Raw genomic sequence first — 12,108 nt, 5'->3', positions numbered from 1 at the left:
GTAATTGTCGGCTTTCGTCTGTTGAATGGAGACCAGCATGACCCAGACCCTGCAAGCGCAGGTGCTGATCGTGGGGGCCGGGCCGGTGGGCCTGACGCTCGCCATGGACCTCGCCCAGCGCGGCATCGCCGTGCTGGTGGCCGAGACCCGCCACCGCGGCGAGCCGCCCAACGTGAAGTGCAACCACGTGTCGGCGCGCTCGATGGAGATCTTCCGCCGCCTCGGCGTGGCCGGCGCGCTGCGCGAGGCCGGCCTGCCGGCGGACTACCCCAACGACGTGTCCTACCGCACCAGCTTCACGGGCGATGAGCTCTCGCGCATCCCCATTCCCGCGCGCCAGAGCCGCTACACGGCCACCGGCGGCCCCGACACCTGGTGGCCCACGCCCGAGCCGCCGCACCGCATCAACCAGATCTACCTGGAGCCCGTGCTGTTCGCGCACGCCGAGCGCCAGAGCGGCCTGCGCATCCTCAACCGCACGCGCATCGACGCCGTCACGCAGGACGAGGCCGGCGTGCGCGCCACCGGCGTGAACCTGGACAGCGGCGAGGCCATCGAGTTGCGGGCCGACTACCTGATCGGCTGCGACGGTGGCCGCTCCCTGGTGCGCAAGAGCATCGGCGCCAAGCTCTCGGGCACCGACGAGGTGGGCCGCGTGCAGTCCACCTACTTCCGCGCGCCCGCGCTGCTGGGCCTGGCCAAGCACGGCCCGGCCTGGGCCACCTTCTCGCTCAACCCGCGCCGCTGCGGCAACGTCTACGCCATCGACGGGCGCGAGACCTGGCTGCTGCACAACTACCTCAAGGCCGACGAGGCCGACTTCGAGTCCGTCGACCGCGACTGGGCGATCCGCGAGATCCTGGGCGTGGGCCCGGACTTCCAGTACGAGATCATCAGCAAGGAAGACTGGATCGGCCGCCGCCTCGTGGCCGACCGCTTCCGCGACCGCCGCGTCTTCATCTGCGGCGACGCCGCGCACCTGTGGATCCCCATGGCAGGCTATGGCATGAACGCCGGCATCGCGGACGCGATGAACCTGTCGTGGCTGCTGGCCGCGCACCTGAACGGCTGGGCCGGCGAGGCCATCCTGGGCGCCTACGAGCGCGAGCGCCAGCCCATCACCGAGCAGGTCTCGCGCTTCGCCATGAACCACGCGCTGGCCCTGCAGGCCCAGCGCGAGGGCGTGCCCGCCGGCATCGAGGACGCGGGCGAGGCCGGCGCCGCCGCGCGCGCCCGGGCCGGCGCCGCGCTGTACGAGCTCAACGTGCGCCAGTACTGCTGCGGCGGCCTGAACTTCGGCTACTTCTACGACGACTCGCCGCTGATCGCCTACGACGGCGAAGCCGCGCCCGGCTACACCATGGACGGCTTCACGCCCTCGACCGTGCCGGGCTGCCGCACGCCGCACGTCTGGCTCGACGACGGCCGCTCGCTGTACGACGCGCTCGGGCCCGACTACACCCTGCTGCGCCGCGACCCGGGCGTGGACGTGCGCCCGCTCGAAGACGCGGCGCGCGCGCGCGGCGTGCCGCTGCGCGTGCTGGACCTCAGCCCGCGCGAGGCCGGCGCGCTCTACACGACCGCGTTGCTGCTCTCGCGCCCCGACCAGCACGTGGCCTGGCGCGGCGACGCGCCGCCCGCCGACCCGCTCGCGCTGATCGACCGCCTGCGCGGCGCCGCCGTGCCCGCCTGACACCATTCACCCCAAGGAGACAAGCCATGAACCGCCGCCACGCCCTCACCCAGCTCGCCGCCCTGTGCGCCGCCAGCGCCGCGCCCGCCGCCTTCGCGCAGGCCGACAAGCCCATCACCATCGTCGTGCCCTACGCGCCCGGCGGCACCACCGATCTGCTGGGGCGCATGCTCGCGCAGCAGATGTCGCCCCTGCTGGGCCGCACCATGATCGTGGAGAACAAGCCCGGCGCCGGCAGCGGCGTGGGCGCGGCCCAGGTGGCGCGCGCCGCCGCCGACGGCAACACCCTGCTGGTGGCCACCAGCACCACGCTGGCCATCAACCCCTGGCTCTACAAGCAGCTCGCCTACGACCCGGCCAAGGACTTCGCGCCCATCGGCATGATCGGCGCGGTGCCGCTGCTGGTGGTGGTGAATCCCTCGCTGCCGGTCAAGAGCATCGCCGAGCTGGTGGCGCTGGCCAAGTCGCGCCCCGGTGGCCTGGTCTACGGCTCGGCCGGCAACGGCAGCCCGCACCACCTGGGCGCCGAGATGTTCAAGGCCGCCACCGGCGCCAACCTCAAGCACGTGCCCTACCGCGGCAGCGGCCCGGCCATCACCGACCTGCTCGGCGGCCAGATCGACCTGATGTTCAGCGACATTCCGCCCGCGCTGGGCCACGTCAAGGTGGGCAAGCTGCGCGCCATCGCCGTCACCTCGGCCAAGCGCCAGCCCGCCGTGGCCGAGGTCCCCACCATCGCCGAATCGGGCCAGGCCGGCACCAAGGACTTCGAGGCCGTGGCCTGGCAGAGCCTGGTGGCGCCGGCCGGCACGCCGCCCGAAGTCATCAACCGCTGCGCGCAAGCCCTGGCCAAGGTGATGCAGGACCCGGCGCTGCGCGCGCGCCTGGAAGGCGACGGCTTCGAGCCCGTGAGCACCGCCATGAGCCCGGCGCAGCTGACCGCCTACGTGCGCAGCGAGACCGAGCGCTGGGGCAAGGTGGTGCGCGCCTCGGGCACCACCATCGACTGACGGCCAGGCTCGGGAAAACCCCAGAACAGGCTGGGGTAGGCGGATCGGGCGATTTCATTTAACATGTTAAATAAATCGCCATGGACCCGATCGACAAGACCTTCACCCACCGCAACCTCCCGCGCCTGCTGCTGCAGGCGCGGGAGTCGGTGATGCAGCACACGCGGCCCAGCCTGCGCGAGCACGGCCTGAGCGACCAGCAGTGGCGCGTGCTGCGCGTGCTGGGTGAACACGCGCGCGACCCCGCCGGCATCGAAACCGGGCGCATCGCGCGCGAGGCCTTTCTGCTGGGCCCCAGCCTCACCGGCGTGCTCACGCGCATGGAGCGCGACGGCCTGATCGCGCGCGAGCGCTGCAGCCAGGACGCGCGGCGCACCGTGGTGCGCGCCACGCCGACGGGCCTGAAGCTGGTGCGCAAGCTGTCCGCCACCATCGAGGCGCACTACGCCTGGCTGGAGGAGCGATTGAGCAAGGCGCGTCTTGCGCAGCTCTATGTGTTGCTGGACGAGGTGATCGCCCTCGAAGGCGACGTGGACGACAACCTGGATGAGGAGGCGGCATGACTGCCCATGGATGGGTGCCCACGGGCACCGTGTACGGCACGCTGCTGAACTTTCGCGGCGAATACGCGCACTGGCAGCCGCGCATGGGCGACAAGCCCTATGGCGGCGCGCCCAAGGCACCCGTGCTGTACGTGAAGACGGCCAACACCTTCGCGCCGCACGGCGCCAGCGTGGCCCTGCCGGCGGGCGAGGTGGTCGAGGCATCGGCCAGCCTGGGCCTGCTGATCGGCGAACACGGCGCGCCCACGCACGCCCTGCTGGTCAACGACCTGAGCCTGGCGCACGAGAGTTACTACCGCCCGCCCATGAAGTTCCGCAACCGCGATGGCTTCCTGGGCCTGCCGCTGGAGCCCACGCCGCTGGCGGCGCTGGGCGGCATCGGGGGCCTGGCCGCGCTCGAACTGGAGCTGCGCATCCACGGCGTGCACCAGCAGACCACCGCGCTCAAGGACCTGGTGCGCGACATCCCCACGCTGCTGAAAGACGTCGGCGAATTCATGACGATGCGCCCCGGCGACGTGCTGCTGGTTGGCAGCGAGGTGCTGGCCGACGGCACGCGCCCGCGCGTGGCCGTCGGGGACGCGGTGGAAATCAGCGCGCCGGGCCTCAAGCCGGCCCTGCAGCGCTTCGTGGCAGAGGAGGCGAGCGACGCCGGGCCGCCCCAAGTCGCGAGGGCCTCCTCGGGGGGCAGCGGCAGCGCCTTGGCGCAGAGCGTGGGGGGACGGTTCTCATGAAAAGAGCCCGCATCGCCTGGGCCGGCGCGGTTCACGACGCCGTCGAACGCGACGGCCAGCTGGAGCTGCTCACGCCCGCCTTCAAGGGCCGCCGGGTCGCCGCCGACGAGGTGGTCTGGCTGCCGCCGCTGGCGCCCGTGCCGCGCCCGCGCACCGTGCTGGCCCTGGGCCTGAACTACGCCGACCACGCCAAGGAACTGGCCTTCAAGCCGCCCACCGAACCGCTGGCCTTCGCCAAGGGCGAGGCCTCGCTCATTGGTCACCGGGCGTTCACCGTGCGCCCGGCCGGCGTGGCGTTCATGCACTACGAGTGCGAGCTCGCGGTGGTCATTGGCCGCACCGCCAAACACGTGAAGCGCGGCGACGCGATGGACTTCATCGCCGGCTACACCGTGGCCAACGACTACGCGATCCGCGACTACCTGGAGAACTGGTACCGCCCCAACCTGCGCGTGAAGAACCGCGACACCTGCACGCCCATCGGCCCCTGGCTGGTGGACGCGGCGGACCTGCCCGATCCCATGAACCTCGCGCTGCGGACCACGGTGAACGGCACAGTCACCCAGAGCGGCAACACCCGCGACATGGTGTTCGACGTGCCCACGCTGATCGAGTACTTCACTTCCTTCATGACCCTGCAGCCCGGGGACCTGATCCTCACCGGCACGCCCGACGGCGTGGTCGACTGCCAGCCCGGCGACGTGGTGATCACGTCCATCGAGGGCGTTGGCGAACTGCACAACACCATCACCGCCCCCACGCTTTCGTAGGCCCGTCCCCCATGACCATCCAGCACCTCATCAACGGCAAGGCCGTCGCCAGCGCCGCCACCTTCGAGACCATCAACCCCGCCACGCAGGAAGCCCTGGCCGAGGTCGCCGCTGGCGGCGAGGCCGAGGTCAACGCCGCCGTGCAGGCCGCCAAGGACGCCTTTCCCGCCTGGGCCGGTCGTCCCGCCACCGAGCGCGCGGCCATCATGCGCAAGCTGGGCGAGCTCATCGCCAGGCACGTGCCCGAGCTCTCGCGCACCGAGACCGACGACACCGGCCAGGTGATCTCGCAGACGGGCAAGCAGCTGGTGCCGCGCGCGGCCGACAACTTCAGCTACTTCGCCGAGATGTGCACGCGCGTGGACGGCCACACCTACCCCACGCCCACGCACCTGAACTACACCCTGTTCCACCCGGTGGGCGTGTGTGCGCTCATCAGCCCCTGGAACGTTCCCTTCATGACGGCCACCTGGAAGACCGCGCCCTGCCTGGCTTTCGGCAACACGGCCGTGCTGAAGATGAGCGAGCTGTCGCCCCTGACGGCGGCCCGCCTGGGCGAGCTCGCGCTCGAAGCCGGCGTGCCCCCGGGCGTGCTCAACATCGTGCACGGCTACGGCAAGGACGCCGGCGAGCCGCTGTGCTCGCACCCCGATGTGCGCGCCATCAGCTTCACCGGCTCCACCGCCACCGGCAACCGCATCGTGCAGAGCGCGGGTCTGAAGAAGTTCAGCATGGAGCTGGGCGGCAAGAGCCCCTTCGTGATCTTCGAGGACGCCGACCTGGACCGCGCCCTGGACGCCGCCGTGTTCATGATCTTCAGCAACAACGGCGAACGCTGCACCGCGGGCAGCCGCATCCTGGTGCAGCAGAGCATCTACGCCGACTTCGCGCAGAAGTTCGCCGAGCGCGCGAAGAAGATCGTGGTGGGTGACCCGCAGGACGACAAGACCATCGTCGGCCCCATGATCAGCAAGGCCCACCTGGCCAAGGTCAAGAGCTACATCGAGCTGGGCCCCAAGGAGGGCGCCACGCTGCTGTGCGGCGGCCTGGACCGCCCGAGCTACGCGCCCGAGCTGCCGGGCCGCGTGAAGGCCGGCAATTACGTCTGGCCCACGGTGTTCGCCGACGTGGACAACCGCATGAAGATCGCGCAGGACGAGATCTTCGGCCCGGTGGCCTGCCTGATCCCGTTCAAGGACGAGGCGCATGCCATCGCGCTGGCCAACGACATCCAGTACGGCCTGTCCAGCTACGTCTGGACCGAGAACCTCGGCAAGGCGCACCGCGTGGCCGCGGCCATCGAGGCCGGCATGTGCTTCGTCAACTCGCAGAACGTGCGCGACCTGCGCCAGCCCTTCGGCGGCACCAAGGCCTCGGGCACCGGTCGCGAGGGCGGCACCTGGAGCTACGAAGTGTTCCTGGAGCCCAAGAACGTCGCGGTGTCGCTGGGTTCGCACCACATTCCCCACTGGGGCATCTGAGATGGCGCGCGCGCTCGCCGCGCGCGCACACGGCACAAGGAGACAGCCATGGGCAAGTTAGCACTGGTCGCCAAGATCACCCACGTTCCCTCCATCGTCCTCAGCGAGATCGATGAAGGCCCGCGCAAGGGCACGCGCCAGGACGCGATCGACGGCCTGAAGGCGATCGGCCAGCGCTGCCGCGACATGGGCGTCGACACCTTCATCGTGTTCGACACCCACTGGCTGGTGAACGCCAGCTACCACATCAACTGCGCCAAACACTGGCAAGGCAACTACACCAGCAACGAGTTGCCGCACTTCATCAGCAACATGCCCTACGCCATCCCCGGCAACCCCGAGCTGGGCAAGCTGCTGGCCAAGGTGGCCAACGAATGGAAGGTGGACACGCTCGCGCACGACGGCACCACGCTGGCGCCCGAGTACGGCACCCTGGTGCCCATGCGCTACATGAACCCCGACCAGCACTTCAAGGCGGTGTCGGTGTCGGCCCTGTGCATGGCCCACTACCTCAACGACAGCGCGCGCCTGGGCTGGGCCCTGCGCCGCGCCATCGAGGACGAGTACGACGGCACCGTCGCCATCCTCGCCAGCGGCTCGCTCAGCCACCGCTTCGCGCAGAACGGCCTGGCGCCCGAGTACGCCTTCAAGCTCTGGAGCCCCTTCCTGGAAACCATGGACCACGAGGTGGTGCGCATGTGGCAGAGCGGCGAATGGAAGGCCTTCTGCGAGATGCTGCCCGAGTACGCGGTCAAGGGCCATGGCGAAGGCTTCATGCACGACACCGCCATGATGCTGGGCGCGCTGGGCTGGAGCGAGTACGACGGGCACGGCGAGGTCATCACGCCGTACTTCGGCGCCTCGGGCACGGGGCAGATCAACATCGTTTTCCCGGTCACGCCGGTCACGGGCAAGGCCATTCCGCAGCCCCAGGCCTCCTCGGCCCAGGGCTTCCAGGCCGTCTCCCGGCTCTGAGGGGCGACGCCATGCCCCACCTCGTCATCCTCTACAGCGGCAACCTCGACCGGCCCGAGGCCGAGGGCGGCACCGACATGCGCGCGCTGTGCCGCGCCCTGGCCGACGCCATGCTCACCATCCACGACGAAGGCGGCCGCCAGGTCTTTCCCACCGGCGGCACGCGCGTGCTGGCCTTCCCGGCCGCGCACTGGGCCATCGCCGACGGCGGCGACGCGGGCGAGGCCGCCGGCATGGGCCGCGACTACGCCTTCATCTACCTCAACCTGCGCATGGGCCGCGGGCGCAGCGCCGCCGTGCAGAAACGCTCGGGCGGCGCGCTCGAGGCCGTGGCGCGCCAGCACTTCGCCGAGCAGCTGAGCCGCCGACCCATCGGCATCACCGTGCAGGTGGACGAAGGCCCCGAGGTCTTCGACGCCAAGATCAGCTCCCTGCATCCCCTCTTCACGCCCCTGCGATCGACCTGACCATGCTCGACGACGCCACCCTCCAGCAACTCGCCGCCGAACTCGACGAGTCCGCGCGCACGCGCACGCCGCTGCGCCACTTCTCGCAGCGCTTTCCCAGCATGACCATCGACGACGGCTACCGCGTGGGCCGCGCCTGGGTGGCGCTGCAGCGCGGGCGCGGCGACCCGGTCATCGGCCACAAGATCGGCCTGACCAGCCGCGCCATGCAGATCTCCAGCCAGATCGACGAGCCCGACTTCGGCACCCTGCTGGGCTCCATGAAGCTGGTGGCGCGGGCGGGCGAGGAGCTGGAGATCCCGGTCAACCGCTTCCTGTCGCCGCGCGTGGAGGTGGAGCTGGCCTTCGTGCTCAAGCGCGCGCTCTCGGGCCCGGTCACGGTGGAGCAGGTGCTGGCCGCCACCGAGTACGTGACGCCCGCCATCGAGATCATCGACGCGCGCATCGAGCAGTTCGACCGCGACACCAAGAAGCCGCGCAAGGTCTTCGACACCATCAGCGACAACGCGGCCAACGCCGCCATCGTCATCGGCGAGGGCGATGCCCGCTACCGCGCCGACCCGCTGAGCACCGATCTGCCCTGGTGCGGCGCCGCGCTCAAGCTCAATGGCGCGGTGGAAGAGACCGGCCTGGCCGCCGGCGTGCAGGGCCACCCGGCCATCGGCATCGCCTGGCTGTCCGAAAAGCTCGCGCCCTGGGGCGAGACCCTGCAGCCCGGGCAGATCGTGCTCGCCGGCTCCTTCACGCGCCCCGTGCCGGCCAAGGCCGGCGACCGCTTCGAGGCCGACTACGGCCCCCTGGGCGTGCTGCGCTTTCGCTTCGTCTGATCCTTTGTCGCCATGCAAATCCCCACGAACGTTTTCAAGCAGGCCCTGGCCGAAGGCCGCGCCCAGATCGGCCTGTGGGCCGCGCTGGCCAGCGCCTACAGCACCGAACTCATCGCCGGCACGGGCTACGACTGGCTGCTGCTCGACGGCGAGCACGCGCCCAACGACGTGCGCAGCACGCTGGCGCAGCTGCAGGCGGTGGCCAGCGCCCAGCAGGGCTTCGGCGACCTGCGCTCGCACCCGGTGGTGCGGGTGCCCGTGGGCACCGGCGACGTGGGCACCGCGCTCATCAAGCAGTACCTGGACATCGGCGCGCAGACCCTGCTGGTGCCCATGATCGACACGCCCGAGCAGGCCGCCCAGGTGGTGGCCGCCACGCGCTATGCGCCGCAGGGCGTGCGCGGCATGGGCAGCGCCCTGGCGCGCGCCTCGCGCTGGCAGGCGCACGCGCGCTACGTGCACGAGGCCGACGAGCAGGTCTGCGTGCTGGTGCAGGCCGAGACCGTGACGGCCATGAAGCACCTCGACGCCATCGCCGCCACGCCGGGCGTGGATGGCGTCTTCATCGGCCCCGCCGACCTGAGTGCGAGCATGGGCCACCGCGGCAACGCCGGCCACCCCGAGGTGCAGGCCGCCATCGCCGACGGCATCCGCCGCATCCGCGCCGCGGGCAAGGCCCCGGGCATCCTGGCCACCACCGAGGCCGGCGCGCGCCAATGGCTGGACGCCGGCGCGCTGTTCGTGGCCGTGGGCGCCGACAGCATGCTGCTGGCGTCCGCCGCCGCGCAGCTGCTCGCGACGTTCAAAGGACCGCGCGAGCAGGGCCCGAACACCTACTGATCCCACACCCGATCCCCACAGACCCAGGAGACGAGACATGAACGCTGCCCTGCAAACCAGCACCGTGCTGCCGCCCGGCATGCACGCCGACGAATGGGCCGCGCGCCTGGAGCTCGCCGCCTGCTACCGCGTCTTCGCCATGCTGGGCTGGACGGAGATGATCTACAACCACATCACGCTGCGCCTGCCCGACAGCGTGACCGGGGGCGAGAAGCACTTCCTCATCAACCCCTTCGGCCTGCACTACAGCGAGGTCACGGCAAGCAACCTGGTGAAGATCGACCTGCAGGGCAAGGTGCTCGACGGCTCCACCCACCGCGTCAACCCGGCCGGCTTCGTGGTGCACGCGGCCATCCACGACGGCCTGGAAGGCGCGCACTGCGTGATGCACACGCACACCACGGCCGGCGTGTCCGTGGCCTGCCTGAAGGACGGCTTGCAGCAGACCAACTTCTACACCGCGCAGCTGCACGGCCTGGTGGCGTACCACGACTTCGAAGGCATCACCATCCACGCCGACGAGGGCCCGCGCCTGCTGCAGAGCATCGGCGACAAGCCCGCGGTCATCCTGCGCAACCACGGCCTGCTGGCCTGGGGCGGCACGCTGCCGCAGACCTTCGCCATCCTCTGGACGCTGCAGCGTGCCTGCGAGATCCAGCTCGCCACCTTCAGCATGGGCGGCCCGCAGGCCGCGATCCCGGTGTCCGAGGCCATCGCCGCCAAGTGCACGCGCGACTCCTTCCAGTTCGACCCCAAGCACGGCGCCGGCCGCGACGTGTTCGACGCCCTGGTGCGCCAGGTCGACCGCATCGATTCGAGCTACCGGGCATGAGCGACACGATGAACCTGCCCACCGAGATCCGCAGCGTGGCGATTGTTGGCGCCGGCGCCATCGGCGGCTGGCTGGGCACGCGCCTGGCGCGTTCGGGCCGCCCGGTCAGCGCGCTGGCGCGCGGCGACACGCTCGCCGCGCTGCGCGCGCACGGCCTGCGCCTGCAACAGGGCGGCGAGCTGCTGCAGGCGCCGGTGCGCGCGTCCGAGCGGGCCGACGAGCTCGGCGCGCACGACCTCGTCGTCCTCGCGGTGAAGGCGCCCGCGCTGCCCGGCATCGCGCCCGCCATCGGGCCCTTGATCGGCCCCGGCACGGTGGTGCTCACGGCCATGAACGGCGTGCCCTGGTGGTTCTTCGAAGGCTTCGGCGGTGCCTTGCAAGGCACGCCGCTGCCCGTGGTGGACCCGGGCGGCGCCATGGCGCGCGCCGTGCCCGGCCGCCAGGTGCTGGGCGGGGTGGTGCACGCCAGCTGCTCGCTCGACGCGCCCGGCCTGGTGCGCCACCACTTCGGCAACGGCCTGCTCGTGGGCGAGCCCTCCGGCGAGCCGAGCGCGCGCGCCCGGGCCGTGGTGGCCGCGCTGGGCGAGGCCGGCGTCGAGGCCAAGCTGTCGCCGCAGATCCAGAAGGACATCTGGTACAAGCTCTGGGGCAACATGACGGTCAACCCGGTGAGCGCCATCACCGGCGCCACCACCGACCGCATCCTCGACGACCCGCAGGTGCGCGGCTTCATCAGCGCGGTGATGCTGGAGGCCAAGGCCATCGGCGCGAGGCTGGGCATCCCCATCGACCAGCAGCCCGAGGACCGCCACGCCGTCACGCTCAAGCTCGGCGCCTTCAAGACCTCCATGCTGCAGGACGTGGAGGCCGGGCGCCCGGTGGAGCTGGACGCCCTGGTGGCCGTGGTGGCCGAACTGGGCCGCCTGACCGAGGTGCCGACCCCCTTCACCGAGGCGCTGCTCGGCCTGGCGCGGCTGCGCGCGCGCACGTTGGGCCTGTACCCGGCGCCGGCGTAACGCACGCCGGCAGGGTTAGCCCGCTGGCGCGGCGGGCGGGCGTGTTTCCAGAATGGGTGCATGCCTGCCATCTGGTCCTTCGATGCCCCCGCGCCCGGCCAGGCCCTGAGCCCAGCCGCGGTCTCGGCCCTGCTTGACTGCGCGAGCGCGCCGCCCAGCGCCGCGCGGCTGCTGCGGGCCATCGACACGGTGGTGCCGGTGGAATACCTCTCGCTCGTCAACTTCCGGCGCGACACGCCCGAGCTGATCGAAGGCAGCTCGCGCCATCCCCACGAAGGGCACGGCCGCGACGTGGTGGCCGAGTGCTTCGCCATCTACCGCCGCAGCTACTGGCGCGCCGACGCGGTGATGCGCCTGGCCGACCGCGTCTCGCAGCGCCCGGCGCGCGAGGTGGCGGTGTTGCACTGCCGCGCCGACGAACTGCCGGTGGCGGGCTGGCGCAACGAGATCTACAAGCGCGAGCGCCTGACCGAGCGCTTCACCCTGCTGCACGCGCCGGCGCGCGGGGCCGTGCAGGCCATCCACCTGTACCGCGACGAGCGCCAGGGCCTGTTCCGGCCCGATGAGATCCAGCGCCTGCTGGGCCTGGCGCCGCTGCTGCGACAAGCGCACCAGGCGGCCCTGAACGCCGAGGGCGTGGCGGCCGACCGCGAGGCGCAGGTCGCGCTGTCGCGGCAGCGCCTGGCGCGGTTGGTGCCGGCGCTGTCGCCGCGCGAGGCCGAGGTGGTGGCGCGCATCGCCCACGGGCTCAGCGCGGACGGCATCGCGGCCGAGCTGGACGTGGCGCCGTCGACCGTGGTGACGCTGAGAAAGCGGGCCTACGCCAAGCTCGCCGAGGCGGGGCTGCCGGCGGACCGGCTGCGGCTGGCGCGCTGGCTGGGCTGACAAGGCGCGGCCTGC

Annotated in this window: 13 protein-coding genes; all 13 read left to right on the top strand. The window is 71.4% G+C overall.

The window, feature by feature from the left end; genetic code table 11:
• Window positions 1-37: 37 nt before the first annotated feature.
• The 13 genes from DY262_RS10860 to DY262_RS10800 all read left to right on the top strand — a co-directional run bounded on the left by DY262_RS10860 (window position 38) and on the right by DY262_RS10800 (window position 12,093).
• Window positions 38-1,693, top strand: coding sequence for an FAD-dependent oxidoreductase (locus DY262_RS10860; protein WP_116958896.1), 1,656 nt, complete (start codon window positions 38-40; stop codon window positions 1,691-1,693).
• A gap of 26 nt (window positions 1,694-1,719) precedes the next feature.
• Window positions 1,720-2,703 (top strand): Bug family tripartite tricarboxylate transporter substrate binding protein, encoded by a 984-nt coding sequence (locus tag DY262_RS10855; protein ID WP_116958895.1) that lies wholly within the window; start codon window positions 1,720-1,722, stop codon window positions 2,701-2,703.
• A gap of 80 nt (window positions 2,704-2,783) precedes the next feature.
• The gene (gene hpaR / locus DY262_RS10850) at window positions 2,784-3,266 is read left to right on the top strand and encodes a homoprotocatechuate degradation operon regulator HpaR (protein WP_181936471.1); all 483 of its coding nucleotides are present in this window, start codon (window positions 2,784-2,786) and stop codon (window positions 3,264-3,266) included.
• Window positions 3,263-4,000 (top strand): fumarylacetoacetate hydrolase family protein, encoded by a 738-nt coding sequence (locus DY262_RS10845; RefSeq protein ID WP_245980939.1) that lies wholly within the window; start codon window positions 3,263-3,265, stop codon window positions 3,998-4,000. Before hpaR ends, DY262_RS10845 begins: the two co-directional genes overlap by 4 nt.
• Window positions 3,997-4,770 carry a fumarylacetoacetate hydrolase family protein gene (locus DY262_RS10840; RefSeq protein ID WP_116958894.1) on the top strand — a complete coding sequence of 258 codons (774 nt, stop codon included), beginning with the start codon at window positions 3,997-3,999 and terminating at the stop codon, window positions 4,768-4,770. The genes DY262_RS10845 and DY262_RS10840 overlap by 4 nt, the downstream gene beginning before the upstream one ends.
• An 11-nt stretch (window positions 4,771-4,781) precedes the next feature.
• Window positions 4,782-6,251, top strand: a complete 1,470-nt coding sequence (hpaE, locus tag DY262_RS10835; protein ID WP_116958893.1) for a 5-carboxymethyl-2-hydroxymuconate semialdehyde dehydrogenase — start codon at window positions 4,782-4,784, stop codon at window positions 6,249-6,251.
• Window positions 6,252-6,299: 48 nt separating this feature from the next.
• Entirely contained in the window at window positions 6,300-7,226 is a 927-nt protein-coding gene (gene hpaD / locus DY262_RS10830; protein WP_116958892.1) for a 3,4-dihydroxyphenylacetate 2,3-dioxygenase, read from the top strand.
• Window positions 7,227-7,237: 11 nt separating this feature from the next.
• The gene (locus tag DY262_RS10825; RefSeq protein WP_116958891.1) at window positions 7,238-7,693 is read left to right on the top strand and encodes a 5-carboxymethyl-2-hydroxymuconate Delta-isomerase; all 456 of its coding nucleotides are present in this window, start codon (window positions 7,238-7,240) and stop codon (window positions 7,691-7,693) included.
• A 2-nt stretch (window positions 7,694-7,695) separates the two neighbouring features.
• Window positions 7,696-8,520 (top strand): 2-oxo-hept-4-ene-1,7-dioate hydratase, encoded by an 825-nt coding sequence (hpaH, locus tag DY262_RS10820; RefSeq protein ID WP_116958890.1) that lies wholly within the window; start codon window positions 7,696-7,698, stop codon window positions 8,518-8,520.
• A 12-nt stretch (window positions 8,521-8,532) separates the two neighbouring features.
• Complete coding sequence (locus DY262_RS10815) at window positions 8,533-9,360, top strand: aldolase/citrate lyase family protein (RefSeq protein WP_116958889.1); 828 nt, start codon at window positions 8,533-8,535, stop codon at window positions 9,358-9,360.
• 37 nt (window positions 9,361-9,397) lie between these two features.
• Window positions 9,398-10,192 (top strand): class II aldolase/adducin family protein, encoded by a 795-nt coding sequence (locus DY262_RS10810; protein ID WP_116958888.1) that lies wholly within the window; start codon window positions 9,398-9,400, stop codon window positions 10,190-10,192.
• A complete protein-coding gene (locus tag DY262_RS10805; RefSeq protein ID WP_245980933.1) occupies window positions 10,189-11,208 on the top strand; it encodes a 2-dehydropantoate 2-reductase in 1,020 nt (339 codons plus the stop codon). Before DY262_RS10810 ends, DY262_RS10805 begins: the two co-directional genes overlap by 4 nt.
• A gap of 60 nt (window positions 11,209-11,268) precedes the next feature.
• Entirely contained in the window at window positions 11,269-12,093 is an 825-nt protein-coding gene (locus DY262_RS10800) for a response regulator transcription factor (RefSeq protein WP_116958886.1), read from the top strand.
• Window positions 12,094-12,108: the final 15 nt, after the last annotated feature.

It is taken from the genome of Hydrogenophaga borbori (assembly GCF_003417535.1).
Lineage (GTDB): Bacteria > Pseudomonadota > Gammaproteobacteria > Burkholderiales > Burkholderiaceae_C > Hydrogenophaga > Hydrogenophaga borbori.
The sequence above is the reverse complement of the archived record's forward strand: the minus strand, read 5'-3'. Positions and strand labels throughout refer to the sequence as shown.